Origin of the sequence: Marinobacter sp. KMM 10035, from assembly GCF_046537445.1 — a bacterium.
GTDB lineage: Bacteria > Pseudomonadota > Gammaproteobacteria > Pseudomonadales > Oleiphilaceae > Marinobacter > Marinobacter sediminicola.
Genome location: NZ_JBBVMG010000001.1, coordinates 925,722 through 952,517, shown reverse-complemented (window position 1 = coordinate 952,517; position 26,796 = coordinate 925,722). Strand labels below are relative to the sequence as shown.

Genomic DNA, 26,796 nt, shown 5'->3' with positions numbered 1-26,796 from the left:
TTTTTACGTGATTTTCCGCGCGTCCGCACACTAGAAGAAACTTAAAGGCAAAACTGCCGGATGAGCCCCTGAAGGATTTTCACAGTGGGCTCCAACTGAGACATTTCTATAAACTCATCGGGCTGATGCGCCTGGTCGATAGAACCCGGGCCAAGAACCAGGGTTTCCATACCGAGCTTTTGCAGCCAGGGCGCTTCGGTCGCAAAAGCGACAGCATGGGCAGTGTGGCCGGTTAACGCCTCACAGGCTTTCACCAGAGCCGCATCTGCGGGCGTCTCGAACGGTGGCACGCCGTCAAACAGCGGTTCAAATTCCATCGTTAATTCGCGCCGCTCAGCCATTGGCCTAAGCCTGTGCAGAATATCCTGACGCAGGTTTTCCATGCTCATACCGGGCAGTGGGCGCAGATCAAAATGCAACTCGCAGCGGGCGCAAATACGGTTCGGGTTATCGCCACCGTGGATGCAGCCGAGATTGAGGGTTGGCACCTGCACCTCGAAATTCGGATTGCGGTATTGCGCCTGCCAATCGGTGCGCAGGGCCAGAAGCTCACCAAGAGCTTCGTGCATACCTTCCAGCGCATTGCGGCCAAGGCTGGGGTCAGAAGAATGGCCAGACTGGCCCTCAAACGTCAGCCGCTCCATCATAATGCCTTTGTGCATTCGCACAGGCCTGAGGCTGGTGGGCTCTCCGATAACCGCATAACGGGCTTTCGGCTTGCCGGCCTCAGCGAGCGCTCTGGCGCCATTCATGGAGGTTTCCTCGTCGGCTGTCGCGAGGATAATCAGGGGCTGTTTCAGGTCCGCGGCCGTAAAGGCTTTGGCGGCTTCAATAGCCAGAGGGAAAAAGCCCTTCATGTCGCAAGTGCCCAGGCCGTACCAGCGATTGTCCCTTTCTGTCAGGGTGAAAGGGTCGCTTTGCCAGCGCTGATCATCGAACGGCACGGTATCCGTGTGACCGGCAAGCACCAATCCACCGGAGCCGCTGCCCAGCGTTGCAATCAGATTATACTTGCCGGGCGTGTCAGGCACCGCCAGAAGCTCAACGGCAAAGCCCAGAGCCTCAAGCCACTCCCCCAGCCGCCGCACCACTGGCTCGTTGCTGTGATCCCATTCCGCCGAAGCGCTGCTGATCGACGGCAGCGAAACCAGCGTGGTCAGCATGTCACGCACGCCCGGAACCGAGTTGGCCCTGTTGAACGTTTTACGACTGTCGGTATCGTCGCCAAACTGCGGCATTGTGTCTCCTCGCTCCTGCTGGAGCGCTATTGTGCCTGGCCGCGTCGCCAGACCTCGAACCCTGCAATCGCGCGCATCACGATCGGATAGGACACCTCGCCTCCAGCGACTTCACGCGCAACTTCCAATTCCTGTTCGCTAACGCTCGCCAGACGACCTTGCACCATATTCCCATTCGAGAGTGTCACCCTCACCTTGCGACCAACCCACTCAAGTGCGGTTTCAAGATCCTCCGCGTGCCAGCTGACTGCCGCTGGGTTTTCACGGGGCACAAGCGGCTCAAGCGCTTCCTTGGGAAGTTCTGGCACAACAGGTTCGACCTTGCGAAGAAACACATCCGGCACCCTTGCGCCATTGTATTCTACGGCCCAGGCCAGGGAGCCATCCGAACGTTCATCCTCTTTGTGCACCGGAATACCAAGGGCTTCGGCGTCCAACCGCACAGTCGCGGTTATTTCTCCACCCTCAAGTAACCACTGCTGGTACAGCGCCAGTAACTGCTCACTGGGGCGCCAGCCGCGAGCGTTCAGGCCAGTTTCGAAGGTTTCCAGTGCGCGCCCAGCCCACTGCGAGGTCCCCAAACCGGACTCTCGGGCACAATAGGCCGCCACCCGGCGCATGAGCCCTCCGTCTCTGACAGTAACCTCCAGAGGCTGAGATGAGCTCGTCAAGGTTGTTTCTGGCGAGATCAGGTTAATCCGGGCACCCGGCCAGTTGAGCTCAAGGCTGCCGGTATTTGCCGAGTTCAGTTCAAGGTGAAGCCGCTCAGGTGTCTGCTCCAGCACCAATTCGCCGGATAAGCGGGTAATTCCCATGCGTAACAGGTCGCCACTGCCAAGATGCTGGCGCGGGTCCGGAGCACAGGGAAGAGCAAATAGTGCAGCCTGTTCACGACCGCTGGCGCCGTCTGCAGTTACCCAGTTGCGGAACATGGTTGCCTCAAGCACCAGCGCCAGCCCTTCGGCCTGCAACGACCAGCTGGCCGGCAGCTGGGCTGGATCGACGAGAGCCTGAAGCAAAGCAACAGGCGACCCGGCCTCAAATTCAGCGCGGCCAATAACCAGAGGCTGGGTCAGTTCGAAGCCCTGCCAAGATGCCTCAGTGAATACCAATCGCCCTTCCACGCCGGAACCAATTTTACCCCGCTCCAGAACGCCGCTTTCACCAAGCGCCTGGCGCGCTTCTGCCATGCGCTGGTCCGCCAGCCACCAGACCCCGGCCTTGAATACAGCAAAACCAATCAAAGCTGCCAGTATCAGAGTTGTGAGCAGGCGTTTCATCCGGAAAGTCCTCAGGCAGCGCGTCAGTTACAGAAAATCATCAGTTACGGGATATCAGGGTGCCAACACCCTCATCGGTGAAGATTTCCAGCAGGCAGGCATGGGCCACGCGGCCATCAATGATATGAGAGGTGCGCACACCGTTCTCCACGGCGCTCAGTGCGCAGCGAATTTTCGGCAGCATGCCGCCGTGAATGGTGCCATCTTCAATCAGATCATTTACCTGTTGCGCCGTTAACCCGGTAAGCACTTTGTCTTCCTTGCTCTTGAGGCCAGACACATTGGTCAGAAGCATGAGCTTTTCAGCCTTCATAGCTTCTGCAACTTTACCGGCTACCAGATCCGCGTTGATGTTGTAGGAGGTGCCATCCGGGCCCACTCCAATGGGCGCAATGACCGGAATCACGTTGCTGCGGGTGAGCATATCAATCACGTCCACATTGATACTCGCCACCTCGCCAACACGCCCGATATCGATAATCTCGGCGCGCTCCAACTCCGGTGAGCGATCCACTACTTCCAGCTTGCGTGCGCGAATGAGGTTGGCGTCTTTTCCGGTCAAGCCGATGGCGGTACCACCCTGAGCGTTGATCAAGGACACAATTTCCTTGTTCACCTGGCCGCCCAGCACCATTTCCACCACATCCATGGTGGCGGCATCGGTCACTCGCATGCCATTCACAAAGCGGGACTGAATATTGAGGCGCTGCAGCAGCTCGCCAATCTGCGGGCCACCACCATGAACAACAATCGGGTTGATACCCACAAGCTTCATGAGCACCACATCACGAGCGAAGCTGCTTTTCAGCTCCTCGTTTTCCATGGCATTGCCGCCATACTTAATAACCACTGTTTTCCCGGTAAACCGTTGAATATACGGTAAACCACGGCTTAGAACAGTAGCCACTTGCATTGCTGTTTCACGATCCAGCGTCATCTTTTTGCCTTAATAAATCAGAATAAAAACAGGATTCCTACTGGGCTGTCATCAGAAGTCAGCCACAAGATCCGGTGCTACTTTCTGGAGCTGGGCCCGGAAAACATCTTTTATCCGCTCCAACGCCTCTTCCGTTTCAGCTTCAAAGCGAAGTACCAGCATGGGTGTGGTATTTGAGGCGCGGCACAAACCCCAACCATCGGTGTAATCCACACGAATACCATCAATCTTGCTGATATTACCGTCGCCAAAATCACCCTCTGCACCAAGTTGCTCCATTATGGTGAACTTGCTGCTTTCAGTGACTTCAACGTTAAGCTCCGGCGTGCTTATATCCTCGGGGAAGTCTTCAAACACTTCACTACTGTGCCGGTCTTCTATGCCCAGTATTTCCAGCAGCCTGGCCGCAGCATATAGCCCGTCATCAAAACCGTACCAGCGCTCGGCGAAGAAAATATGGCCGCTCATCTCTCCCGCCAGCAAAGCGCCAGTTTCCTTCATTTTTGCTTTCATCAACGAATGGCCAGTTTTCCACATGATGGGGCGCCCACCCGCTTCCGAAATCACGCCAGCAAGCCGACGGCTGCACTTCACATCGTAAATCACGTCGGCACCGGGATTCCGTGACACCACATCACGGGCAAAGAGCATCAATAAACGATCTGGCCAGATGATCTTGCCGGTATTCGTCACCAGGCCCAGCCGGTCGCCATCGCCATCAAACGCCACACCAAGATCTGCGCCTTCGGCCTTCACCCTTTCGATCAGATCCGCAAGGTTGGCTGGTTTGCCAGGGTCCGGATGGTGATTCGGGAAGTCCCCGTCCACCTCGCAGTACATCGGAATAACTTCACAGCCAAGTTCTTCAATCAGCATCGGCCCCAGCTCGCCTGCAATGCCGTTGCCGGCATCTACAACAACCTTGAGCGGCGCGGCCACGGCGATATCGCCCACAATCCGATCAAGGTAAGCCCTGCGAACATCTTCAGTAGACTGTTCACCACGGCCAGCCGCCAGATCACCTGTCTGCACTCGCTTGTACAGCGCCTTGATGGCATCGCCAGAGAGGGTTTCATCGCCCAGCATGATCTTGAGGCCGTTGTAATTAGCCGGGTTATGGCTTCCTGTCACCATAACGCCTGACCCATTCTCAAGATGATGGGTCGCAAAATACAGCACCGGCGTTGGCACTGCGCCCACATGAATAACATTACAGCCGGAAGCCATAACACCACGAGCCAGCGCATCTGCAAGCCCAGGGCTGGAATGGCGGCCATCGTAGCCAATACACAAAGATGACAGGCCTCGGCTGATAGCCTCTGACCCTATGGCTGTGCCTATCTGCAGCACAACAGACGGAGATAAGGTCTCACCAACAATGCCTCGAATGTCGTAGGCCCTGAAAATGTCCGGCGACATCTCAACAACTTGCTCATCCATCTCTTCTACATCTGGCATTTCTCCGCCTGTAAAGAATGAGCTGTCATTATTGCCGCTGCCAAAGCCCAGAACGTCTTCATCGCCATCCAACATATCAATATCAGGTATGTCGCTATCCTGAAACAACGGCTCAGCATCGCCAATCTCGGCCGCCCCACTTTTTTTGGCGGGCTTCGGCTTCGCTGTCTCTGCAGCTTTTGTCAGGCGCTTTTCTACAACCTGGGAGAGCCTGTAAAGCACCTCGGCAGCGGAGGCGACTATATCCCACTGGAAGCTGGGCAACTTTTGACGCTCACCACCAAATACCTTGTGAGCCCACTGAATCAAGTTGGTCACTTCCTGGCGCAAATTCTTCTGGGCGCTAATCAGCAATACCCACACCAGTATGGCGGCTATGACAGATGGCACACCCATCAACAGCGCAACCCAGATGATATTGATGGGAGGCTCTGGTGCAGCATTCGGTGTATAGCGCAGAACCCAGTCAGGGTTAGCTAGAGTCCGGGTTTCAGCTGTACTTGCATTTGCTCCAGTACTGCCGCCGTTACTCGCGAACGTGCGGGATGCTCCGGAGACTGTCTGCACCAATGCTAACTCGCCTCCAAGTTGTGTGTTGTTAACGGAGAGAAGCGGCTGCAACTGAGTGGCATCAAATACCAGCAAAAGACTGCCCACGACCGCCTTACTGGATGGGTTGCGAACCGGAACGGCCATCTGGACATACCAACGATTTTCACGCGGGAACGCATCCGGGTGCAGAAGTTGAGTGTTCTCAGCGCGACGAGCCAACTCAAGACCCGCAAAACCAAGCAAGCCGTTTGCGTCACCAGTTCTGGGAATCTGGCGATATGGAAACAGGTAGGCTGCCTGCACGCCGGGTAAGGCGGTCGCCAATCTTTGCTGGACCATGGCGGGATCTGCGCGATCCATCAGCGCATCCACAACATGAGGTTGGGTAGCCAGACCATTCACGCTCTGCTGCATCAAGGCAAGGTACTGACTTATGCGCTGAGCCGCGGCATCGGCTTCAGCGGCTTTCCAGGCGCTATAACGTTGTTCGGCCGCCGGCAGCAATACCAGAAAATAAACGAGAACCACTGCAGCAATAGCAGCCACCAAAACAACCAGCGCCTGCTTGATCGCCGTCTGTCCCAGATGTGTCATCTTAGAGCTTGCGGAAGCCCGGGGTTTCAGTTTTTTTTCTGCTTTAGCTGCCGATTGCTCATCAACGGGCGCCTCAGACACTTTCTTCTTACCCAGTTTCATAGTTCATCCTGCAAATTATCTTTTTTGTCCTGGACAAGCACTTGTCGGAAAAGTATAGACGCCACAGCGGCTTTCTGCGCTAAGGCTACCGGGTTCCGGTAGAGCCAAAGCCGCCTTCGCCCCGGGAGCTGGCATCAAACTCGGAAACCACTTCAAAATCCGCCTGAATTACCGGCACCAGCACCAGCTGAGCAATCCGCTCGCCTACTTCCACAGTGAAGGCGGTGCTGCCGCGGTTCCAGCAGGACACCATCAATTCGCCCTGGTAGTCGGAATCGATCAATCCGACCAGGTTACCCAGCACGATGCCGTGTTTGTGACCCAGCCCGCTTCTGGGCAGGATCATGGCAGCCAGAGACGGGTCTGCAATATAAATGGACAGCCCGGTTCTTATGAGCTGGGTATCCCCGGGATTCAGGGTCAGGGGCTCATCAAGGCAAGCCCGCAGATCCAACCCAGCCGATCCTTCAGTGGCATACTCGGGGAACGCAATCTGGTTGCCGATCCGATCATCAAGAATACGTACCTGTAAATTCTTTTTGCTCATATTAGTCCTGCTTCAAATGTTCGCCAATCAGCGCTACGAGGCGCGATGCAATAGCTTTTTTGGTGTCTGGTCCTATCGCCTCTTGCCCATCCGGCCAGAATACCGTGACGGCGTTATTGTCGCTGTTGAAGCCAAGGCCGGGAACAGAGACATCGTTGGCGACAATCATGCGCAACTTCTTGCGTTGCATTTTGTCCTTGGCGTAGCTGGCCACGTCAGTAGTTTCAGCTGCAAAGCCCACAGTAAACGGCGCATCGTCGCGCCCGGCAATGGTTGCCAGCGTGTCAGGGTTACGCACCAGTGGCAGAGCCATGGACTCACTGGACTTTTTGATCTTGTCATCAGCACGGCTTTCTGGCCGATAATCCGCAACAGCTGCCGTTGCGATAAACAGGTCGCAGCCTTCATCTACTGCGTCCATGGATGCCTTCAACATGTCTTCGGCTGTAACTACCGGGCGTATTTCAATTCCCACAGGAGCAGGCAGGTTGACCGGGCCGCTCACCAGCACAACGCTGGCACCCGCATCCCGCGCCGCTACCGCCAACGCATAGCCCATCTTGCCAGAACTGTGGTTAGTGATATAGCGCACAGGATCTATGGGTTCACGGGTAGGGCCGGCGGTAATTACGACACGCCTGCCTGCAAGCTCTCCAGCCCCGGAATGCGTATTCATGATCAAGGCAGCGATTTCCGCGGCCTCAAGCATTCGCCCAGGCCCATTGTCACCGCAGGCCTGTTCACCCTGTGCCGGGCCCCAGAGCGAAATTTGCAGATCACATTCCAGCAAACGTATGTTGCGCTGGGTACGCTCATTGCCGCACATAGCCTGGTTCATGGCAGGGGCTACCGCGATGGGCGCCTCAGTTGCGCAACAGACAGTGGTCAGCAGGTCATCAGCCATGCCCTGTGCCAACCGCGCGATAAAATCCGCAGAAGCAGGCGCAATAACCACCTGATCGGCCCACTTGGCCAGCTCTATATGCCCCATGCCAGCTTCGGCTTCAGGATCCAGCAGAGACGTCCGCACTGGCTCACCACTAAGCGCCTGGAAGGTCAGAGGGGTTACGAAGGCTTCAGCGCCTTGCGTCATGATAACCCTTACCTCATAGCCAGCCTTTTTCAGCAAGCGCACAAGCTCGGCACTTTTATAGGCTGCAATGCCACCGGTTACACCCAGCAGAATTTTTCTGACGGCCATCATAAGGCTCCGTATCCGCTTAATATGAAAGGCTTATAAGATAGCATGCCCAGCGGATACCGACAGCCTGCAAGGTAGCTCCCTCGTTTACCATTTGTTGCTTTTTGAAGTAGTCTTCGTAACTGAAAGGCGCAGGAAGCGCGAAAACCCTGGAAATTCCCGAAAACAATTCGCAAGGAAGCTGACATGACCGACCCCGCCTGGCCTATGGATGAGCGCCCCCGCGAGCGACTACTCGCCCACGGCCCCGAAAGCTTGTCTGACGCAGAACTGCTGGCCATTTTTCTACGCACCGGCACCACCGGCATGCCGGTTATGGAACTCTCGCGCTTTCTTCTGCAGGAGTTTTCTGGCCTGCGCGGATTGCTGACAGCCTCCCGTCGGCAATTCTGTGGCGTGAGAGGGCTGGGCACCGCGAAATATGCACAGGTTCAAGCCGCCATGGAAATGGCCCGCCGTGTAATGGACGAGCCTCTGCGCCAAGGCGACCCACTTCGCTCACCGGAGGATACCCGGCGCTTTCTCACCAGCCGGCTGGGCACCTACCCTCACGAAGTTTTTGCGGGTCTTTTTCTGGACAACCGGCACCGGGTCATTCAATACCGCGAGCTGTTCAGAGGTACTATTGACGGCGCAGCCGTGTATCCAAGAGAAGTAGTGCGACAAGCGCTGGAAGATAATGCGGCGGCCGTTATTTTCGCCCATAATCACCCCTCCGGGGTCGCCGAACCCAGTCAGGCAGACATCTCGCTGACCAAGCGCTTGAAGGAAGCACTCGGATTGGTGGATATCAGGGTTCTTGACCATATGGTGATTGGCCACGGTGAGGTAATATCCCTCGCAGAACGTGGATTAATGTAAGCCGTCGCAGGCGAATGCGCGAAAACTGGACAAAATCCCAACAATTTTTTGCGTTGAGGTGCTGGTTCTGGTATAAAAGCGTCCCTTTCTGGCGGCGTCTGGCGAGCAGCGTTCAGTTCAGGGGCGCAAACAGGAGTCTAATCACTCCTCGGCAACCAGAGACGCAATTAAAATCGAATTCGTATTTATCAAGACCATTGCTCAGGTCGGAGGCAAGTATGTCCAGAGTTTGTCAGGTAACCGGTAAGCGTCCGGTTTCCGGTAACAATGTTTCTCACGCGATGAACCACACCCGTCGTCGTTTTCTGCCTAACCTGCAAAGCAAGCGCTTTTGGGTTGAGTCTGAAAAGCGTTTCGTACGGCTGCGCACGTCTACCAAAGGCATGCGCATCATCGATAAAAAAGGTATTGACGCTGTATTGGCCGATCTTCGTGCCCGCGGCGAGAAAGTATAAGGAGCTGCATCATGCGCGAAAAAATCAAGCTGGTTTCATCAGCAGGCACGGGTCACTTCTACACGACCATGAAGAACAAGCGTAACACTCCGGAAAAAATCGAGATCAAAAAGTACGATCCGGTTGTCCGTAAGCACGTTGCGTACAAGGAAGCCAAGATCAAGTAATTCCTGATCCGGCACCCACAAAAAAACCCGGCAATGTGTCGGGTTTTTTTGTGGTCTCTTTTCAGAAAAACGCGTCAGAACTTTTCCAGATACCCATCGGGCAATGCTATGTCCATGGCGATCGGCAAGTGATCTGACATGGGATAGCTCACCACTTCCGAATTCCGTATCTGCAAACTCGGGCTCACCAGAATATGATCCAGAGCCTTCTCGGGCCGCCAGCTTGGAAAACTGTGGGCGCTGTCCGGTAGAGGTATCAGATCTGTGTCTTTCAAGGGCGTCTGGGTCAATAACTGCTCCGCATGGGCGTTCATGTCCCCCATCAGCACCACATGTCGGTACTTTGATATCAACTCACTGATAAAGCCCAACTGTCGTTGCTGCGCTGACTTGCTAAGGGCAAGGTGCATCATCACCAACACCAGCGGGTCCTCTTCGGTGCCATAGCGGGCCACAATGGCGCCTCGCCCGGGGAGCCGCCCAGGCAATTTGTATTCTTTTACGTCCAGGGGGCGGAACCGACTCAGCAAACCATTGCTGTGCTGGGCAATCTGCCCCAGGTTGCGGTTGAGCTGCTGATGCCAGTAGGGAATGCCCGCTGCTTCAGCGAGGTACTGAACCTGATTGATATGCCCGCTGCGCAGGCTCCCACCATCACACTCCTGCAGCGCCACCACATCGTAGTTTCTCAGTAGTGACGCTATGCGATCCAGATTCTGGATACGGTTACGATGGGGAAGAAAGTGCTGCCAGCTTCTGGTCAGGTAGTGGCGATAAGACGATGTGCTGATGCCCACCTGTATATTAAACGTGAGCAACCGAAGGTGGCGCTGGGGCTCGAACAAGGGCACATGCTCAAGCCCCGAGTTAGAGCCTTTCGGCTCGTTCCGGGCGCTGATAATGCCATCGAGCTGCTTTCTGAAGCGTTTATACATGATACTTCTGCTGCTTAGCTCCGTTTCCCAACCCTAAAAGCAAGAAAGCCAGGCGAGGCACCGCTTAAGGGTTCGCAGCCTGCTCTTTCTCCACCAGATAATCCACAACGGCCAGCATCGCTTCAAGGCTACCCGCCATCGATGCACTAACTGTGTACTTACCATTTACCAGCATAGACGGTGTGCCCGTAATCCGCGCGCCCCGGATTTTCGCCTGCGCCTGCTGCATACGCGCATTAACCCCAAAACTTTTGAAATTATTCAGGAATTCATCACGATCCACGCCATAACCTGCAACAAAATCAGCCAAAGATTCAGCATCATTCAACGGCCGACGCTGGCCCGCCAACGCCTCGAAGAGAGCGTCGTGCACCTTATCCAGCGAATTCATGGCCTCTAGCGCATAAAATGCCTGTGCGTGGGGAACCCAGGAACGACCCAGCGCAGCAGGGATACGCACGTAATTTACATAATCCGGAGCATTGGCTTCCCAGGCTTCGGCAAGGGGCTTGAAGTTATAGCAGTGCGGACAGCCGTACCAGAACACTTCGCCTACCTCGATACCAGGGCCACTGTCTGTACGTACCGGAGTGTCCAGCTTTTTATAATGTACGCCTTCCTGCCAGTCATCCGCATTGGCTTGGCCAAAAACTGCCAAGGCCGCCAACAGCAGTCCGACTGTTCTGAGTGCTCGAAACATGAAATATCTCCAGATGTTGTAAATATCGTTATAAGGGAATTATGACCCGCCAAACCTGAAAAGTTCCACCGTTAGTGGATTACAGGTTCGACAGACGAAAAACCCCGCACTAGGCGGGGCTTTTTATCAGGCTGCGAACAATTGGATCAGTTCAGTCCAGAAATATAGCTGGAAACAGCCTTGATTTCTGCATCGGTCAGCCTGGCAGAAACATCCATCATAATCGCCGCGTTTGATCCGCTTGCACGGGTGCCATCGCGATAGGCTTCTAACTGCTTAGCCAGGTACTCGGCATTCTGCCCACCAATGTGCGGATACCCGGCTGGCTCATTACCTTTACCCTGCGGGTTGTGGCAAGCAGCGCAAGCGGGAACACCAGAAGCCAAATTGCCACCACGGTAAAGCGCGGCGCCCTTCTCTACCAACTCCGGGTCGGCCTGACTGACTACCATCTCCTGCTGCGCAAAGTACGCTGCCAGATCTTGCAGGTCCTGCTTGGACTTGCCAGTGAGCTGGCCTGTCATCTCAGGAATTGAGCGCGAATCTTCCTGAATGGCCACCAACTGGTCAAACAGATACCTTTCGCCCAGCCCGGATAGCTTCGGATAAGCCCCCATAATCGGCTTGGCTCCACCCTCACCATGACAGGCCTGGCACGCGGCCGCCGCCTGCTTTCCCGCTTCAGGATCACCTGCCCCATGCGCCATTGCTGTAAGGCCAACGCCGAAAACAAATCCTGCGATCAGTTTCTTCATGCTCGCTCCGCTTCTCTCATCTCGAATATATTCTTGGTTTACAGCCGGCAGGCGCTGTTCAGTCAGGCTCAAGACCAAGGCTGACAGCGGTTACGCCAAGCGTACCGCCCGGAATTGGTGTAGCATTATACATTAATCTCTAATAACTGAAATCCAAAGGAAAGCCAACCGCTGTGGACTCTGACCTGACTCAAAAAAGCATCTCTTTTAACAGCGCTCGCTTCCTGATTAGCGCGCCCCGGCTGGAAGACTGCCCAACAGATATTGGCGCAGAAGTCGCCTTTGCCGGACGTTCGAACGCAGGGAAATCCAGCGCCATGAACGCCATTACTGCAAACGGCAAGCTGGCCCGAACCAGTAAAACCCCCGGCCGCACGCGCCTGATCAACTTTTTTTCCCTGAACCGCGAGCACGCTCGGCTGGTGGATTTGCCCGGATACGGCTACGCGAAAGTATCCCGGGATATGAAGGATGACTGGCAAAAGCACCTGGGACAATATCTGAACCAACGCCAATGCCTAAAGGGCCTGGTTCTGGTGATGGACATTCGCCACCCGCTCACCGAATTTGATCAGATGATGGTGGAATGGTGCGAACATAACAAGTTGCCACTGATGATTTTGGCAACCAAGGCCGACAAGCTGAAATTCGGGCAAGCCAAAACTACCATGCTGGAGATCGCCAAAAAGCTAAAGGCATTCACCTGTGTTGAGCACCTGATTATGTTCTCGTCAACATCCAAGCGCGGGGTTGATGAGTGCCGGGCGGCACTGACAAACTGGTTGGAAGATTCGGCAGAAGGCAGCCAATAGCGCAGAAAAAACCGGCCTGTGAAAACAGGCCGGTAAAAACGTCAGGGTTTGCGACGTGTTAAAACCTGAGAACTCACTCAGGGAGGCGCCAGAAATGTCCGAATTGCCAGCGCCACTAATTAAGACACACCCTGTCCGGAAAAGTTCCGCGCAGGAAATCCGAGCTCAGCCTGCTGAAACTTCACGCCCATCTTCCTGCTCTGGCATGGTTGGCCGGTATCTCTCCCGAAGCTCCATAACCTGCTCACGATAAACCGGCGTCACATACGGTAGTTCCAGCGTCAACACTTGATAAATACCCTGCTTCAACTCATGCAGCGTCAGGCATGCGGACGCTTTTTCACCGTGGGCGGTTTTCAGAAAGGCCATCCAGTTGGTGACAATCAACCAGACGTTCAGCGACATAGCGGCCCGGAGAGCATCGGGCTGAGGCTCCAGAATGCCACCCTCGGCCAGCTTTTCGAATATTTTGCTTATGGCCGCCAAGCAACGATCGGTGAACTCTCGATAGTCATTGCGCAAACGCTGATCTCTATCCAGCAGGTTTTCAAGATCCCTGTGGAGAAACCGATAACTCCACAGCCCGTCAAAAACAGACTCCAGATAGAACGTCATGTCGTCCAAGTTCAGGGGCCGGTTTTCGGGGATATCGAGGTAATAATCCACCAGCTTTTCGTATTCCTGGAATATCTCGTAAATGATGTCGGACTTGTTGCGGAAATGGTAATAGAGATTGCCCGGCGAAATCGCCAGGTACGCAGCAATATGATTGGTTGTTACGTTACGCTCGCCCTGCTCGTTAAACAATTCAAGGCTCGACAGTAATATCTTGTCTCTGGTCTTCATAAGCTCATCGGCGTTTGTTGTTTTGCGGTTCTCAGATGGCCTCATTGGCCATTGGACTCGCTTGACTACCTAGAGTATATACTCTAATAATACCCTACAGTGCAAATTGAGCGTTTTTTCGCCACAACAAAACATCAGGCCGCCGCCGTTACGCGACGAAGCCAAAAGGAGGACACCATGGGTGCCAGCGTTGTTCAGCCCACAGAGAGCAAAAGTCACATTCAACAGACCCACAGGGTGTTTGAGCTTCAGAAAAAAGCGTTTCACGATCACCCGGCGCCTACGCTGGCGGAGCGTCAGGAAAACCTGGAACGCCTTAAGCAGGCCCTGTTGTCCTATCAGGATCGTATTCTGGACGCCATTGACCGGGACTTTTCCTGTCGCTCACGGGATGAATCGCTGATTGCAGAGGTCATGCCTTCCATTCAGGGAATCAATTACACTCAGAAAAATCTCGGAGGCTGGATGAAGCCTTCGCGTCGGCACGTATCCATCCTGTTTCAACCTGCCAGCAACAAAGTCTGCTACCAGCCTAAAGGTGTCGTAGGGGTAATCGTGCCCTGGAACTACCCACTTTATCTCGCAGTCGGGCCTCTCGTTGCCTCACTTTCGGCTGGCAACCGCACCATGGTCAAGATGTCTGAGTTCACCCCTCATACCTCGGCCTTGTTCAAAGAGCTTATTGAAGCCACGTTCCCGGAAGACCTGGTTGCCGTTATCAATGGCGAAGCCGACGTCGCAGCTGATTTTTCAGCGCGGCCTTTCGACCACATGCTGTTCACCGGTTCCACCTCCGTAGGCAAGCTGGTAATGCGCGCCGCGTCCGAGAACCTGACGCCGGTTACCCTGGAGTTGGGCGGCAAGTCACCGGCCATAGTTTCCCCGGATGTTCCACTTGAAGACGCTGCCCAACGCATCGCCTTCGGCAAGGCGTTCAACGCTGGTCAAACCTGTGTAGCACCGGATTACGTGCTCTGCCCGGCTGACCGCACCCAGGCCTTTGTGGACGAGTTCAGGGCCCAGCTTTCTAAAATGTACCCTTCTATAAATGACAACGACGATTACACCGCGATCATCAATGAACGGCAGTACAACCGTCTAAAGGGTTACCTTGAAGATGCCAAAGCCAAAGGCGCTGAGCTGATCGAGATCAACCCGGCAAAAGAGAATGTGAGCGTTAGCAGCCGCAAGATTCCGGTGACCCTGGTACTGAAAACCACGCCCGACATGAAGCTCATGCAAGATGAAATTTTTGGCCCGATCCTCCCGGTTGTCAGTTATGGCAATCTCGATGAAGCCATTCAATTCATCAATGACCGCCCGCGCCCTCTGGCTTTGTACTTTTTCGGTTACGACCGCGAACAGCAGAGCCAAGTGACCAATAAAACGCTGTCTGGTGGGATGTGTATCAACGATTCACTGATGCACGTTGCTCAGGACGACCTGCCATTTGGCGGCGTGGGGGATTCCGGAATGGGCCATTACCACGGCAAGGAGGGCTTTTTGACCTTCTCACACCAGCGCGCCATTTTCGCGAAACAGAAGTTTAACAGCGGCAAATTTGTATATCCCCCTTACGGGACATCTGCCCACAAAATGATCTACAAGCTGTTCATCCGCTAAGCGCTTCGCACAGCAACCGGGGCCCTACGCCCCGGCGATCGCCTAATCCAAAACAAGAGCGAGCCGATTATGACCGACCCTCTCACCCCACCCGAAGGGCTGGATGCTCTCTCCCTGGACCGACGCAGTTTTCTTCGCACCGGGCTGGGGGGCGCTTTATTTCTGGGCTCCGTTAGTGTCACTGCTGGCCTCAGTGGCTGTGCAACAGCGCCCGCCGGCCGCCTTGGCGCTGTCGCCACTCGCATGGATGCGCGCTACCAATTCCAATTTCTATCCGCTGATGACATAGAACTATTAGAAGCTCTGCTCCCGGCCATCCTCGGTTCCGCACTTCCGGAACAAGCTAACAACAGGCGCATCGCGATTGCGGGCACGGTCGAACGCATTGATATGGGCATTCACAAATTTGGCCCCGCGAACCAGAAAGAGCTCAGGCAATTGTTCGACCTACTCAACTTTGGTCTTACACGGGTCACCATTGCTCGGGTCTGGCCAGCATGGCGCGACGCCACTACAGAGCAAGCCGATGCGTTTCTACAGCGATGGCGCTCGAGCAGCATTGGCCTTTTCAACAATGGCTACATGGCGCTGACCAAAATAAGCAACGTGGCATTCTATGGCTACCAGGAGAACTGGCAGCTTTCGGGCTATCCGGGACCACCCGACTGGGCCGTTAAAGCTCTGCCACAATTCCGCAAAGCCTGACACTCAGCCTGCTATTTTACCCAAAGGGGAACCACCAACCATGTCGTTCAGCGATCGCATTGCCCAAGGCCTGGAATCCGGCTGGAAAGTTATCGACGGCGCCACGCTTACCGAAAATCATACTGCTGAGGCGGATGTGGTTATTGTGGGCACTGGAGCGGGTGGCGGCACCACCGCCGAGATACTCGCCAAAAGTGGCTTCTCAGTTATCCTGGTTGAGGAAGGCCGCCTGTACTATCAAAAAGATTTCAAAATGGACGAACTCACGTCCTACGCAAACCTCTATCAGGAAGGCATGAGCCGCACCACAAAAGATGGTGCCATCGCTATTTTGCAGGGGCGCTGCGTGGGTGGTTCAACAACAGTCAACTGGACCAGCAGTTTTCGCACTCCCGACGAAACACTTAACTACTGGGGCAAGCGATTTGGCTTGGATGCCCTGAGCCCGGCGGCTATGGCGCCCTGGTTTGACGGCCGTGAAACTCGCCACTCCATGTCGCCCTGGAACATGGATCCCAACCTCAATAACGACGTATTGCGGCAGGGATGCGAAAAGCTCGGCTTTAGCTGGCAGATTATCCCGCGCAATGTGAAAGGCTGCTGGAACCTCGGATACTGCGGCGTAGGCTGCCCGACCAACGCCAAGCAGGGCGCGCTGATGACCACCATTCCCGGTGCGCTGGATAACAACGCCAGCATGTACCACGGGCTGCGCGCTGAACGGCTGGTGATGAATCAGGATCGAATCGAGTCCCTCGAAACCACTGCGATGGCCAGCGATGGCATCACGCCTACCCGAGTTACGGTAACCCTCAAAGCCAGGCACTTTGTGGTTGCTGCAAGTGCCATAGGCTCGCCCGGCCTGCTGCTGCGCTCCAAGCTGCCCGATCCTTATGAACGGGTTGGCAAGCGGTCATTTATTCACCCCGTTAACGCCAGCGTTGCGCAAATGCCCAAACTGGTCGACCCATTTTACGGCGCACCGCAGTCAATTTATTCCGATGAGTTCAATTTCCGCAACGGCGTGGATGGCGAGGCAGGTTATAAGCTGGAGGTCCCCCCTCTGCACCCGGCCATGTCGGCAGGCGTTGTCCCCGGCCACGGCGATGAGCAGGCTAAGAACCTGGCCAGCCTGCCATGGATGCAATCGGTTATTGCTTTAGTTCGGGATGGTTTTCACGAGGACAGCCCCGGCGGTACTGTGTCCCTCCGGGACGATGGCAGCCCAATGCTGGATTACCCTGTCAGCGACTATCTCTGGAAAGGCCTTCGTAGCGCGTTCTACACCATGGCAGAAATCCAGTTTGCCGCCGGCGCGGACAAAGTGCGTTTGATGCACCTGGATTCTGATTGGTACTCCAACTGGGCGGACGCGAAGGCAGCCATTGACCGCTTTTCCATGGAGCCTCACCGGGTTCGCTTGTTCACCGCCCATCAGATGGGCGGCTGTGCTATGGGAAGCAATCCGGAAGAGTCTGTGGTTAACGGCTTTGGCGAGCATCATCACGTGAGCAATCTGAGCGTTCACGACGCCTCGATTTTCCCCACCAGTATTGGTGCAAACCCTCAGCTCTCGGTTTATGCCCTGGCCGCGAGAAACAGCGCACGATTGGCACAACGGCTGAAAGCATAATCACCATGGCTCTTCGCTTTGGTGAAGAGCTTGCAACCCGGTCTACAGAAACTCCTGGAATACTGATACTCTGGGCGCCTGTTAAAAAAGGAGCTGTGAATGCCTAAAGTTATCTATCCGGGCACCTTTGACCCTATTACCAACGGCCACACTGACCTGATCAGACGGGCCAGCAATCTGTTTGATGAGGTAGTAGTTGCCGTCGCCTACAATTCCAAGAAGCAGCCATTATTTGATCTGGAAGAACGCTGTGAGCTGGTGCGGCAGGCAACCGTCGGCATTCCGAACGTGAGTGTGACCGGTTTCAGCTATCTTCTCGCCGATTTTGTCCGGGACCAGAATGCCACGGTGATTCTCCGGGGCCTACGGGCAGTTTCCGATTTCGAGTATGAGTTTCAACTTGCAGACATGAACCGCAGTTTGGCTCCGGAACTGGAAAGCGTGTTTCTAACGCCCTCCAACCACCTGTCTTATATTTCCTCAAGCCTGATCCGGGAAATAGCCTCTCTGGATGGAAATGTATCGGATTTCGTGGATCCGATTGTGGCAAAAGCGCTGAAAAAGAAATTCAGCGAGCTCTAACACACAGTGTTTAGCAACAAAAAAGCCCCGTTATGGGGCTTTTTTTGTTGGCTTTGTCCCGTTAAAACACCGGAGGCAAAGGAATTTCCTGGCCATTAACCTCAACAACCATGTTGGCCAGTTTCGCTGACAACACCAACCGGTCACCATCGGGCACCAACAGGCCTTGTTTGACAAGCGGCGCAAGCTGCATACGCACAGCCGGATACTCATCCACCAGCACGGCAGGTACGCTCAAGTTCATATCTCCGGTGAGTTGCTGCATCACCATCAACATGTTCTCTTTCTGCTCGCCAGTCAGTTCCGGATGACTGAGCACCAGGTTACCGGTTACAGCGCCTTCTGGCGTGTCCAAAGACACTTCCGGAACACCTATCGAAAATCCTGCTGCCGCCAAGTTCCTCATGGCCGTATTCACCTGTCCCATGGCTTCCATCTGCCGCTCAAACGTTTCGCGGCCTCCGGCATCTGGCGCAAAGACCATACCTTGGAGTTCGGTCATGCTGGTGCTCAAACTGTTCCAGCTCCCTACATCGAGGTTTTCCAGTGCGAACGCCAGTTTATGTGGGCCGTAGGTTTGATCTTCAAACCGAACCTTTTTCACCTCGATCGACAACCGGGAATCCAGGCGCTCTGCCCTGTCTTTCGCCTCAGCGCTACTGCGGGCAAGCAAACCTTCGATGGTTAAAGGGGCGGCGTCAGGAGGCGTCAATTCAACAGAGGCTATCGACGCGTCCATGGTACCTGTCCAGACGCCACCAATCAGATGAGCCATACTCTGCTCAATCCGGAAGTTATTAACCCGGATGTTCATATCCGGCCCGGAGAGACTGATTTGTGGCCAAACGACCAACGCTTCAGCCTGAGAGCCTGCGTCACTTACTTCAATACGAGCAACACCAGAACTGGCTCTCAATGATTCACCGGTCTCCGGGTTATTGATGGCCATGGCTGGCGCTTCCAGCTCAAGCACAACTGTACCCCAAAGACGCGTTTCCAGAGTCAGCCTTGGCCGCTCCTGAAACCAGTCAGTGCCCTTCGGCGCCCAGCCTTCAACGGGCACAAAATCCATAAAGCTCCCGGTGATGCCATGGGTCACGCCGGCACGGTAGGCTATCCGGTGTGTTTGTCCACTTTCCGGATCAACCATCGTGACCGCACCGCTCAAGTCGGAGCCAAAATAGCCCCGGCGATAGTCGTCCGTCTGCATCTGGATAAATGGCTGCGACTGATTCAGCTCATGGGTAGCTTGCTGCCACTGCTGTTCAGTTACATACCCCACGACCCAAGGCATTGCGCCGGCGACAACCAATACACCTACACCGGCAATGATCCATTTTGCTTTCAAAAAACGCTCTCCGTCTGAAAATGTCAGGATTTGCCTGTCAGGCGATCCAGAAGAACCAGTTGCGAGGCCACTCGTTCCTCACCTTCGGCCAGCTGATTCTGAACGTAACTGCCATCGGGCTGCAACATCCATGACTGGCAGTTATCCGCCAGGTACGTATCCAGGTCTTCGCGCACTCGCGCTATCAGCTCCGGGTCTTCAATTGGAAACGCAATTTCAATCCGGCTTAGCAGGTTGCGCTCCATACAGTCTGCACTTGAGCAGAACACGTCGGGCTTACCGTCATTACCAAAATAGTAGGCTCGCGTGTGCTCAAGAAAACGCCCCACAATGGAGCGCACACGAATGTTATCTGACAGACCCGGAACCCCGGGCCTGATGCTGCAGATACCACGCACAATCAGATCAACCTGCACTCCCGCCTGGGAGGCTCGATACAGCGCCTTGATAAGCTGCACTTCTGTTAAGGCGTTGATCTTTATGATGATCTGCCCTCTCTCCCCCAAGGCCGTTTCACGTTCAATCAGACTGATCAAGCGTTTATGGAGGGTAAACGGGGCATGGAACAATTTTTTGATTTTCAGGGCCTTTCCCATACCGGTTAGCTGCTGAAAGATTTTATTGACGTCGTCCCCAATGGACTCGTCACAGGTCATGAAGCTGTAGTCGGTATAGAGCCGCGCATTCACAGCATGGTAGTTTCCGGTTCCCAAATGAACATAACGGAGCAGCCTCCCTTCCTCACGACGCACAATGAGGATCATCTTGGCATGGGTTTTATAGCCCACAACGCCATAGACCACGATCACACCGGCTTCCTGCAGCCGGCTGGCCAGCTCCAGGTTCTCCGCCTCGCTGAATCGAGCCCGCAATTCAACAACTACAGTGACTTCTTTACCGCGCCGGGCCGCATCTGCCAGCGCTTCTACAACCTCTGAATTGGCACCCGTGCGGTATAGCGTCTGGCGGATAGCCAAAACCTGCGGATCTTTCGCGGCCTGGCGCAGCAAATCCACCACAGGGCTGAAATTCTGAAATGGATGATGCAGCAATATTGGCCGCTTACGGATGGCATCAAAGATGGTTTCTTTGCTGCGGATTTGCCGGGGGATGGCAGGCGAGAAGCTGGAATAGTGCAAATCAGGACGATCCACCAATCCAGTAACTGCCATCAACCGCGTGAGGTTCACCGGCCCGTTGACCTGGTACAAATCTCTCTGCCCAAGGCCGAATTCCGTCAGCAAAAACTGCACGAGTTCCTGAGGACAGTTGTCCGCAACCTCCAACCGAACCCCATCACCAAAGCGGCGACTGAGAAGCTCGCCACGTAGCGCAGATGCCAAATCTTCCAGGTCGTCTTCCAATTCCAGATCGGCGTTGCGAGTAAGCCGAAACTGATAACACCCTTTGACCTCCATCCCCGGGAACAATTCATCGGCGTGAGCGTGGATTACAGATGACAGGAAAACCAGATTCTCTCCACCGGTGCAGACTTCGTCCGGTAAGCGCACGAGCCGTGGCAAAGAGCGCGGCGCAGGCACTATGGCCATGCCCGTCTCGCGCCCAAAGGCATCTTTGCCATCCAGCTCAACAATAAAGTTGAGGCTTTTATTAACCAACCGAGGGAACGGATGCGAAGGATCCAATCCAATGGGGCTGACTACCGGGAGAATTTCTTCATCGAAATAATTGCGCACCCACTCGGCCTGCTCCGGCGTCCATTCTCTGCGGCGCACAAAATGGATGTTTTGCTTTTCCATCTCCGGAATAAGCACATGATTCAGAATGTCATACTGCTCATCAATGTACTCGTGGGCAATACGGCTGATCTCACCCAGCGCCTGTTCCGGCATGATGCCGTCAGCACCCAGAGTTTCCCTGCCGTACTTGATCTGCTGGCGCAGGCCAGCCACACGAATTTCAAAGAATTCATCCATGTTGCTGCTGAAAATGCAGCAAAAAATCAGCCGATTGATCAGCGGATGAGTGGTGTCCAGCGCCTGCTTCAACACACGGTAATTGAACTGAAGCTGGCTCAGTTCACGGTTAAAGTAGTTTTCACTGGCATCCAGATCGACCAATTCTCCTTCGGATGGCAGATCTATGGGAGCAGGTACACTTTGCCCACCACCCGTTGTGAGATTTCTGACGATTTCCGCTCTCATGGCCTCTCAATTCCTATCTGATTATCCGCTTGCCGCTTCCCGGCCCGGGGTAGTCCGTTAACAGCTTCAGCGCTGCCTGGCCCGCATCAATCGGGCTGCGCGCACTGCAAAATAGGTCAGGATGCCGTCTGCTCCCGCGCGACGCATGGACATCAAGCTCTCCATCATTACGGTGTCACCATCGAGCCAGCCATTCTGCTCTGCTGCCATATGCATAGCGTACTCGCCACTGACCTGGTACACGAATGTGGGCACCTGCAATTCGGTTTTTACCCGATGCACGATATCCAGGTATGGCATGCCGGGCTTGATCATCACCATGTCCGCACCTTCAGCAAGATCCATCATCACTTCCTGAATCGCTTCGTTACTATTGGCTGGGTCCATTTGATAAGTGGTTTTATCACTTTTCCCCAAATTGGCGGCGGAACCAACAGCGTCCCGGAACGGGCCGTAATAACCGGAAGCGTACTTGGCAGAGTACGCCAGAATACGTGTATTAATATGCCCCGCAGACTCCAGCGCCTCACGAATGGCAGCAACTCGGCCGTCCATCATGTCTGAAGGCGCAACGATGTCGGCACCGGCGTCAGCGTGAGAAACCGCCTGATTCACCAAGGCTTCGACGGTAACGTCGTTCAGCACATAACCTTCATTATTGATGATGCCATCTTGCCCGTGAGTGGTGAATGGGTCCAATGCGACATCCGTGATAACGCCCAGTTCGGGATGCGCCTTCTTCAGCGCCCGGACGGCTCGCTGTGCCAGCCCGTCTGAATCCCAGGCCCCGGAGCCAGAAAGATTCTTTCTGTCCGCCGCAACCACAGGAAATAGTGCTATCGCGGGGATACCCAGCTCCACCAGTTCTGCGGCCTGCTCCACCAACAAATCAATACTCAGGCGGTCCACCCCGGGCATGGACGGCACCTGTTCGCGCTGGCCTTCGCCCTCTAATACAAAAACCGGGTAAATCAGGTTATCCGGCGTCAGTTGGTTCTCCCTTACCAGCCGACGGGTAAAGTCGCTGGCGCGGTTGCGACGCAGACGGGTACTTGGGAAGACTCGTGGCGTTGATAAAGGCACAGAAAACCTCCTGAATGGCATAACAATGAGTAGGATTGAAAATCCTGACACCCTGGCGGCGCCGTTTGCACCATCATACACCTCCGGGGCCTCTGGTTGCAGGCTACCAACGTATGCAGGCAATGCGTCTGAAGCGATAATCGATCTAAAGCAGGTCCCGGACGGCGCCTTTTGCACAAGCCCTGTTACTGAATGGAATCCAGCGCCTTGGCCCGAATACGTTCAGTTTCGCTGAAATATTTCTCGCGTAACTGGCTCAGGCTTTCCTCCTTTTCCGGCTCTGCCAGGCCTGAAGTCTTTAGGGCTTCACGCTCTTCAACGTATGACCGCCACCGACGATTCCAATCCTTTTGTTCTGCGTCCAGGGCCTCCAGCCTTTGGGCTGCTTCATCGCCAAATTCTTGCCGACGCCAGGCCCGCAGCGCCTCCGGATCGTTTGCCATCGTCTCGCGCGCCTGCTCGTAACGGGCGAATTTATGAGTATTCTCCCGCGCCTGCCGCAGAGGTTCTGGCAAGGCCATTTCGGCCTCAGCGAAGGCTGCCTCGCGCTGTTCAGCCGTCAGGCTGCCGTCACCTCCAATGCGTCGCTTTTCGAGTTGATACCGATCTATAGCTTCCTCATCCGCAAAGAAAGCCTCCGCAGTATCTGCATTCATCCAGGTTCTGCGCAGAGCCTGAATCTCCAGCATCCGGCGCTCCATCTCACCCGCACCGGACACCCCTGCCTCACCGTATGCCGCTTCCAGATCAGACAATGCGAGTTTGTAATCCAGGTAGCGACCAAGGATATCAAGCGCCTGGCCCCGCGCAGGCTCCTCCAGCACAGACAGGGTAAGCCGAACTCTTGCCACCAGTTGAGACAACTCTTCTTCGCCCAGTGCCGATAGATAGTACTCAAACAACTGCCGCAATTCCCCTGTAGGGATGAGGTTGCCAAAACGGTCTGTTATCGCCCAACCGCCGGGCTCCGTCGTGCCTTCCAGCGAAGGCGGTAGATGATCGGGCACGGTAAGTTCAGCGGAGTCATTAACCAGCCTGGAAGGATACTGCGGGCGGCCTGCAGAAAAACCTGCGTCATCCGTTTTCAGATTGTCTGGGCGTTCAACAGTGCGAACGGAGGTGGGCTGATGCTGGGCGCTATCAGCAAGCAGCCAGAGTGCAATTACAACTGCTATGATTACAGGGACGGCAAACGAAAGTTTGGAAACAGATTTCATGATGATGAGCAGCTCCGGCCATGGGTGGCTTGGCTACGACCTGGGTAACGAAGATCGAGGCGCCTATGCGGGCCATAATAGGCGGAAACTGGACGTTTGACCGAGACAGACCGCAAAAACAGGCCGGAGCATAAACCCCGGCCTGCAAAGACAACACTCAAAGTGCGCGGTTATTAAAGCCCGTCTCCACCTTACGAGGGGAGTCAACGCGAAACGATGTCTCAACTTCCTGGATTCTGCCTCCCTGACTCAGGAAAGCGTCGATATCCTGCTGTAGTTGCGCCCGCACCCGCGCCCTGCCAGCGATTGAATGTGTATCGTCACTTTCGCTGTTTGAGTTAGCCCAGTTACCGGATTGCTCCAGATTGCTTTCGTCGAACTCGCTCATGGTTATCTCCATCAACGAAAACAGTGTTACAAGCGCGGCAACCCAAATTAAGCAGCCGCACTCCGTCTCGACCAGCCGCTACTGCGGCGCCGTCTTGGCGTCTTTATAATCTGCTTTTCATGGCAGAGCTATTACCACCAATAAGTTTTTTGTAACTTTTTGTAACTAACCGCATCCTCATGAATTTAATGGATAAAATAAAGGTGACAAATAAGTGTTTGCACCAAACAAAAGAATGAATCAATATTCACTAATAGCGGGAGCCCGGAATGGCTTATCGTGAAACAGAGAAGATGCGACTGCGTAAAGCCGCCGCGCGTCAGCGGATCGCTGAATGCACCTACAAATGCGTTGCGGAGGGCGGCTTTCGCAATGCACGAATTACTCGCATTGCCCAGCTCGCTGATGTTGCCACAGGAACGATTTACCGGCACTTCGAGTCGAAGGAGGACCTGTTCGCTGAAATATTCAGGCAAGCCACACAGCGCGAAATAGCCAAGGTAACAAAGGCCCTGGCAACGTCGGGAAGTGCTACTGAGCGACTGGAGAAAGCATTGCGGCAGTTTGCCGAGCGCGCACTGAAGGGACCTGTTATGGCTTGGTCCCTCATTGCAGAGCCGGTGGACCCTAAGGTTGAAGAAGAGCGGTTGGCTTATAGAAAGGCCTACGCCGGCCTGTTTGAACAAGCTATCCGGGAGGGCATCGAAGAAGGGTGTATTCCGGATCAAAACGCCCGCCAAAGCAGTACTTGCCTGGTTGGCGCTATTGCGGAAAGCCTGGTTGGCCCTTTGTCACCAACCCAAACCAACCTGGCAGCCGCGACAGAAACTGAAAACAACGACCAGCTGGTCAACACAATCATCTGCTTTTGCTTACAGGGGTTGACCGGCATCAGGAGGTAGTTATGAATACCCCACAGCCCGTGTCCGGAACACCCGAAAAAGCACCCAGTGATCGCTATTTGGCGATCACACACGAAGTACTCAACCAGCCGCCAGCGCTGGAAAACTACAACCTGTATGAGCAGGATATTGCCCTGCAGAATGCGATTCATCGCGAAGGCGCCGGAAAAGCGGAAAGCGATCTGAAGGCTTTCGGCACCCTTGCCGGCAGCGCTGCAACGATCGACCTCGGTTTCCGGGCCAATAACAACAAACCGGCACTCAATACCCACGACCGCTTTGGCCACCGCATCGACGAAGTGGATTTCCACCCCTCGTACCACGAATTGATGAGCATTGCCTTCGAGAGCGGCCTTCACAGCAGCCCCTGGACAAACCCCGGCAAAGGCGCTCATGTAACCCGCGCAGCAAAGTACTATATGCACTCCCAGGTAGAGGCTGCACACTGCTGCCCGGTCACCATGACCTTCGCTGCAATACCCTCCATCCGAAAACAACCGGAACTGGCGGCGCTCTGGGAATCCCGCATACTGGCCAACAGCTACGACTCCCGCAACCTGCCCGACAGTCAAAAACGCTCGGTATCCATCGGCATGGCGATGACCGAAAAACAGGGTGGCAGCGACGTACGCTCCAACAGCACCCTGGCTTACCCGGTAGGAGCCAAGGGCCCCGGACAGGCTTATGAGCTGGTAGGCCATAAGTGGTTTGTCTCGGCTCCCATGTGCGATGCCTTTCTGGTCCTGGCCCAAGCGCCCGCCGGATTGTCTTGCTTCCTGATGCCACGCTGGCGCCCGGACGGAACCAAAAACCCCTGGCAGATCCAGCGCCTTAAAAACAAAATGGGCAACGTAGCCAACGCCTCCAGCGAAGTAGAGCTGCGCGGGGCCTTGGCCTGGATGATCGGCGAAGAAGGGCGAGGCATACCCACCATCATAGAAATGGTTGCCATGACCCGCTTCGACTGCATGATCGGTAGCTCTGCTGGCATGCGCCAGGCCGTGGCTCAGGCCACACACCACTGCCGCCATCGCAGCGCCTTCGGTAGCCGACTGAACGACCAGCCATTAATGCAAAATGTACTGGCTGACCTGGCTCTGGAAAATGAAGCCGCCCTTGCCTACACCATGCGAGTCGCCCGCGCCCTCGACAACCAGGATCAGGAACACGAACGCTTGTTTGCCCGCCTGGCAACACCCGTAGGCAAATACTGGATCTGCAAACGCGCACCCAACCACGCCTACGAAGCTATGGAATGCATCGGTGGCAGCGGCGTGATGGAAGACTGCATCATGCCCCGCCTGTTCCGTGAATCCCCGGTGAACGCAATCTGGGAGGGCAGCGGCAACGTGCAGTGCCTGGACACCCTGCGCGCCATTCAGAAAGAACCCGAAACCCTCAACGCCTTCTTCCTCGAAGCCGCCAAGGCAAAAGGTGCAGATCGCCGTTTCGACCAGTTCCTTGCGCAGCTGCAAAACGACTTCGCCGACATCAGCGACTTCCAGTACCGCGCCCGCAACCTGGTAGACCGGCTGGCCTTGGTCATGCAAGCCTCCCTGCTATTACGCAACGGCGACAAAACCGTGGCCGACGCCTTCTGCGCTTCACGGCTGCAGTCCAATGGAGGCATGAACTACGGCAACTTACCCTCGGGCATTGATGCTGCAGCTATTATCAAGCGGGCAACGCCTGTAGTAGGCTAGAGCTGGT

Annotated in this window: 25 protein-coding genes; 10 read left to right on the top strand and 15 right to left on the bottom strand. The window is 55.0% G+C overall.

Going from position 1 to position 26,796, the window contains the following annotated elements; genetic code table 11:
* Nucleotides 1-41 precede the first annotated feature (41 nt).
* From argE to coaBC, 6 genes are all read right to left on the bottom strand, one after another.
* Complete coding sequence (argE, locus tag AADB16_RS04165) at nucleotides 42-1,238, bottom strand: acetylornithine deacetylase (RefSeq protein WP_309044691.1); 1,197 nt, start codon at nucleotides 1,236-1,238, stop codon at nucleotides 42-44.
* A gap of 26 nt (nucleotides 1,239-1,264) precedes the next feature.
* Nucleotides 1,265-2,518 (bottom strand): acetylornithine deacetylase, encoded by a 1,254-nt coding sequence (locus tag AADB16_RS04160; RefSeq protein ID WP_410801572.1) that lies wholly within the window; start codon nucleotides 2,516-2,518, stop codon nucleotides 1,265-1,267.
* Nucleotides 2,519-2,558: 40 nt separating this feature from the next.
* Nucleotides 2,559-3,455 (bottom strand): acetylglutamate kinase, encoded by an 897-nt coding sequence (argB, locus tag AADB16_RS04155; RefSeq protein WP_200202247.1) that lies wholly within the window; start codon nucleotides 3,453-3,455, stop codon nucleotides 2,559-2,561.
* A 51-nt stretch (nucleotides 3,456-3,506) separates the two neighbouring features.
* A complete protein-coding gene (locus tag AADB16_RS04150) occupies nucleotides 3,507-6,161 on the bottom strand; it encodes a phosphomannomutase/phosphoglucomutase (protein ID WP_410801570.1) in 2,655 nt (884 codons plus the stop codon).
* An 85-nt stretch (nucleotides 6,162-6,246) separates the two neighbouring features.
* Nucleotides 6,247-6,708, bottom strand: a complete 462-nt coding sequence (gene dut / locus AADB16_RS04145; RefSeq protein WP_309044688.1) for a dUTP diphosphatase — start codon at nucleotides 6,706-6,708, stop codon at nucleotides 6,247-6,249.
* Nucleotide 6,709: 1 nt separating this feature from the next.
* Complete coding sequence (gene coaBC / locus AADB16_RS04140) at nucleotides 6,710-7,909, bottom strand: bifunctional phosphopantothenoylcysteine decarboxylase/phosphopantothenate--cysteine ligase CoaBC (protein WP_410801569.1); 1,200 nt, start codon at nucleotides 7,907-7,909, stop codon at nucleotides 6,710-6,712.
* Between the two features lie 186 nt (nucleotides 7,910-8,095).
* Here coaBC and radC point away from each other — a divergent pair, with 186 nt between their 5' ends.
* From radC to rpmG, 3 genes are all read left to right on the top strand, one after another.
* A complete protein-coding gene (gene radC, locus AADB16_RS04135; RefSeq protein WP_410801567.1) occupies nucleotides 8,096-8,770 on the top strand; it encodes a RadC family protein in 675 nt (224 codons plus the stop codon).
* Nucleotides 8,771-8,988: 218 nt separating this feature from the next.
* Nucleotides 8,989-9,225, top strand: a complete 237-nt coding sequence (rpmB, locus tag AADB16_RS04130; protein WP_200202252.1) for a 50S ribosomal protein L28 — start codon at nucleotides 8,989-8,991, stop codon at nucleotides 9,223-9,225.
* 11 nt (nucleotides 9,226-9,236) lie between these two features.
* On the top strand, nucleotides 9,237-9,392 hold the full coding sequence (gene rpmG, locus AADB16_RS04125; protein WP_071263342.1) for a 50S ribosomal protein L33: 156 nt from the start codon (nucleotides 9,237-9,239) through the stop codon (nucleotides 9,390-9,392).
* A gap of 74 nt (nucleotides 9,393-9,466) precedes the next feature.
* On the opposite strand, the gene AADB16_RS04120 is transcribed toward rpmG, so the two are convergent.
* The 3 genes from AADB16_RS04120 to AADB16_RS04110 form a co-directional block, all read right to left on the bottom strand.
* On the bottom strand, nucleotides 9,467-10,327 hold the full coding sequence (locus AADB16_RS04120; RefSeq protein ID WP_410801565.1) for an endonuclease/exonuclease/phosphatase family protein: 861 nt from the start codon (nucleotides 10,325-10,327) through the stop codon (nucleotides 9,467-9,469).
* A gap of 64 nt (nucleotides 10,328-10,391) precedes the next feature.
* Nucleotides 10,392-11,027, bottom strand: coding sequence for a thiol:disulfide interchange protein DsbA/DsbL (locus AADB16_RS04115; RefSeq protein WP_410801563.1), 636 nt, complete (start codon nucleotides 11,025-11,027; stop codon nucleotides 10,392-10,394).
* A 146-nt stretch (nucleotides 11,028-11,173) separates the two neighbouring features.
* Nucleotides 11,174-11,782 (bottom strand): c-type cytochrome, encoded by a 609-nt coding sequence (locus tag AADB16_RS04110; RefSeq protein WP_298452370.1) that lies wholly within the window; start codon nucleotides 11,780-11,782, stop codon nucleotides 11,174-11,176.
* 173 nt (nucleotides 11,783-11,955) lie between these two features.
* Here AADB16_RS04110 and yihA point away from each other — a divergent pair, with 173 nt between their 5' ends.
* The gene (gene yihA / locus AADB16_RS04105; RefSeq protein ID WP_309044682.1) at nucleotides 11,956-12,594 is read left to right on the top strand and encodes a ribosome biogenesis GTP-binding protein YihA/YsxC; all 639 of its coding nucleotides are present in this window, start codon (nucleotides 11,956-11,958) and stop codon (nucleotides 12,592-12,594) included.
* Nucleotides 12,595-12,759: 165 nt separating this feature from the next.
* Here yihA and AADB16_RS04100 read toward each other — a convergent pair whose 3' ends face one another.
* Nucleotides 12,760-13,440: a TetR/AcrR family transcriptional regulator gene (locus tag AADB16_RS04100; protein WP_309044681.1), complete on the bottom strand. Its 681-nt coding sequence runs from the start codon at nucleotides 13,438-13,440 to the stop codon at nucleotides 12,760-12,762.
* Nucleotides 13,441-13,617: 177 nt separating this feature from the next.
* On the opposite strand from AADB16_RS04100, the gene AADB16_RS04095 reads away from it, so the two are divergent.
* The 4 genes from AADB16_RS04095 to coaD all read left to right on the top strand — a co-directional run bounded on the left by AADB16_RS04095 (nucleotide 13,618) and on the right by coaD (nucleotide 17,983).
* Nucleotides 13,618-15,063: a coniferyl aldehyde dehydrogenase gene (locus tag AADB16_RS04095; protein WP_309044680.1), complete on the top strand. Its 1,446-nt coding sequence runs from the start codon at nucleotides 13,618-13,620 to the stop codon at nucleotides 15,061-15,063.
* A gap of 69 nt (nucleotides 15,064-15,132) precedes the next feature.
* The gene (locus AADB16_RS04090) at nucleotides 15,133-15,768 is read left to right on the top strand and encodes a hypothetical protein (RefSeq protein WP_410801561.1); all 636 of its coding nucleotides are present in this window, start codon (nucleotides 15,133-15,135) and stop codon (nucleotides 15,766-15,768) included.
* A 40-nt stretch (nucleotides 15,769-15,808) separates the two neighbouring features.
* Entirely contained in the window at nucleotides 15,809-17,401 is a 1,593-nt protein-coding gene (locus AADB16_RS04085; RefSeq protein WP_410801559.1) for a GMC family oxidoreductase N-terminal domain-containing protein, read from the top strand.
* Nucleotides 17,402-17,500: 99 nt separating this feature from the next.
* A complete protein-coding gene (coaD, locus tag AADB16_RS04080; RefSeq protein WP_309044677.1) occupies nucleotides 17,501-17,983 on the top strand; it encodes a pantetheine-phosphate adenylyltransferase in 483 nt (160 codons plus the stop codon).
* Between the two features lie 61 nt (nucleotides 17,984-18,044).
* On the opposite strand, the gene AADB16_RS04075 is transcribed toward coaD, so the two are convergent.
* The 5 genes from AADB16_RS04075 to AADB16_RS04055 form a co-directional block, all read right to left on the bottom strand.
* Nucleotides 18,045-19,331 carry a DUF945 family protein gene (locus AADB16_RS04075; protein WP_410801557.1) on the bottom strand — a complete coding sequence of 429 codons (1,287 nt, stop codon included), beginning with the start codon at nucleotides 19,329-19,331 and terminating at the stop codon, nucleotides 18,045-18,047.
* Nucleotides 19,332-19,354: 23 nt separating this feature from the next.
* Nucleotides 19,355-21,496, bottom strand: a complete 2,142-nt coding sequence (ppk1, locus tag AADB16_RS04070; RefSeq protein ID WP_309044675.1) for a polyphosphate kinase 1 — start codon at nucleotides 21,494-21,496, stop codon at nucleotides 19,355-19,357.
* Between the two features lie 66 nt (nucleotides 21,497-21,562).
* Nucleotides 21,563-22,579 (bottom strand): porphobilinogen synthase, encoded by a 1,017-nt coding sequence (gene hemB / locus AADB16_RS04065; protein WP_309044674.1) that lies wholly within the window; start codon nucleotides 22,577-22,579, stop codon nucleotides 21,563-21,565.
* Between the two features lie 185 nt (nucleotides 22,580-22,764).
* The gene (locus tag AADB16_RS04060; protein ID WP_410801555.1) at nucleotides 22,765-23,796 is read right to left on the bottom strand and encodes a lipase secretion chaperone; all 1,032 of its coding nucleotides are present in this window, start codon (nucleotides 23,794-23,796) and stop codon (nucleotides 22,765-22,767) included.
* Nucleotides 23,797-23,953: 157 nt separating this feature from the next.
* A complete protein-coding gene (locus AADB16_RS04055) occupies nucleotides 23,954-24,184 on the bottom strand; it encodes a hypothetical protein (RefSeq protein WP_298452343.1) in 231 nt (76 codons plus the stop codon).
* A gap of 269 nt (nucleotides 24,185-24,453) precedes the next feature.
* Here AADB16_RS04055 and AADB16_RS04050 point away from each other — a divergent pair, with 269 nt between their 5' ends.
* Entirely contained in the window at nucleotides 24,454-25,086 is a 633-nt protein-coding gene (locus AADB16_RS04050; protein ID WP_410801553.1) for a TetR/AcrR family transcriptional regulator, read from the top strand.
* Nucleotides 25,087-25,088: 2 nt separating this feature from the next.
* Nucleotides 25,089-26,789: an isovaleryl-CoA dehydrogenase gene (locus tag AADB16_RS04045; protein WP_410801551.1), complete on the top strand. Its 1,701-nt coding sequence runs from the start codon at nucleotides 25,089-25,091 to the stop codon at nucleotides 26,787-26,789.
* The last annotated feature ends 7 nt before the right edge of the window (nucleotides 26,790-26,796 follow it).

What these genes read in the sequence shown, in the direction of transcription:
- AADB16_RS04045 (WP_410801551.1), top strand. Translation starts at nt 25,089, where the DNA reads ATGAATACCCCACAGCCCGTGTCCGGAACACCCGAAAAAGCACCCAGT.
- radC (WP_410801567.1), top strand. Translation starts at nt 8,096, where the DNA reads ATGACCGACCCCGCCTGGCCTATGGATGAGCGCCCCCGCGAGCGACTA.
- rpmG (WP_071263342.1), top strand. Translation starts at nt 9,237, where the DNA reads ATGCGCGAAAAAATCAAGCTGGTTTCATCAGCAGGCACGGGTCACTTC.
- AADB16_RS04115 (WP_410801563.1), bottom strand. Translation starts at nt 11,027, where the DNA reads ATGTTTCGAGCACTCAGAACAGTCGGACTGCTGTTGGCGGCCTTGGCA.
- AADB16_RS04055 (WP_298452343.1), bottom strand. Translation starts at nt 24,184, where the DNA reads ATGAGCGAGTTCGACGAAAGCAATCTGGAGCAATCCGGTAACTGGGCT.
- AADB16_RS04060 (WP_410801555.1), bottom strand. Translation starts at nt 23,796, where the DNA reads ATGAAATCTGTTTCCAAACTTTCGTTTGCCGTCCCTGTAATCATAGCA.
- AADB16_RS04150 (WP_410801570.1), bottom strand. Translation starts at nt 6,161, where the DNA reads ATGAAACTGGGTAAGAAGAAAGTGTCTGAGGCGCCCGTTGATGAGCAA.
- ppk1 (WP_309044675.1), bottom strand. Translation starts at nt 21,496, where the DNA reads ATGAGAGCGGAAATCGTCAGAAATCTCACAACGGGTGGTGGGCAAAGT.
- dut (WP_309044688.1), bottom strand. Translation starts at nt 6,708, where the DNA reads ATGAGCAAAAAGAATTTACAGGTACGTATTCTTGATGATCGGATCGGC.
- rpmB (WP_200202252.1), top strand. Translation starts at nt 8,989, where the DNA reads ATGTCCAGAGTTTGTCAGGTAACCGGTAAGCGTCCGGTTTCCGGTAAC.
- AADB16_RS04050 (WP_410801553.1), top strand. Translation starts at nt 24,454, where the DNA reads ATGGCTTATCGTGAAACAGAGAAGATGCGACTGCGTAAAGCCGCCGCG.
- AADB16_RS04110 (WP_298452370.1), bottom strand. Translation starts at nt 11,782, where the DNA reads ATGAAGAAACTGATCGCAGGATTTGTTTTCGGCGTTGGCCTTACAGCA.
- coaBC (WP_410801569.1), bottom strand. Translation starts at nt 7,909, where the DNA reads ATGGCCGTCAGAAAAATTCTGCTGGGTGTAACCGGTGGCATTGCAGCC.
- AADB16_RS04095 (WP_309044680.1), top strand. Translation starts at nt 13,618, where the DNA reads ATGGGTGCCAGCGTTGTTCAGCCCACAGAGAGCAAAAGTCACATTCAA.
- argE (WP_309044691.1), bottom strand. Translation starts at nt 1,238, where the DNA reads ATGCCGCAGTTTGGCGACGATACCGACAGTCGTAAAACGTTCAACAGG.
- AADB16_RS04100 (WP_309044681.1), bottom strand. Translation starts at nt 13,440, where the DNA reads ATGAAGACCAGAGACAAGATATTACTGTCGAGCCTTGAATTGTTTAAC.
- AADB16_RS04085 (WP_410801559.1), top strand. Translation starts at nt 15,809, where the DNA reads ATGTCGTTCAGCGATCGCATTGCCCAAGGCCTGGAATCCGGCTGGAAA.
- AADB16_RS04160 (WP_410801572.1), bottom strand. Translation starts at nt 2,518, where the DNA reads ATGAAACGCCTGCTCACAACTCTGATACTGGCAGCTTTGATTGGTTTT.
- coaD (WP_309044677.1), top strand. Translation starts at nt 17,501, where the DNA reads ATGCCTAAAGTTATCTATCCGGGCACCTTTGACCCTATTACCAACGGC.
- argB (WP_200202247.1), bottom strand. Translation starts at nt 3,455, where the DNA reads ATGACGCTGGATCGTGAAACAGCAATGCAAGTGGCTACTGTTCTAAGC.
- AADB16_RS04120 (WP_410801565.1), bottom strand. Translation starts at nt 10,327, where the DNA reads ATGTATAAACGCTTCAGAAAGCAGCTCGATGGCATTATCAGCGCCCGG.
- AADB16_RS04090 (WP_410801561.1), top strand. Translation starts at nt 15,133, where the DNA reads ATGACCGACCCTCTCACCCCACCCGAAGGGCTGGATGCTCTCTCCCTG.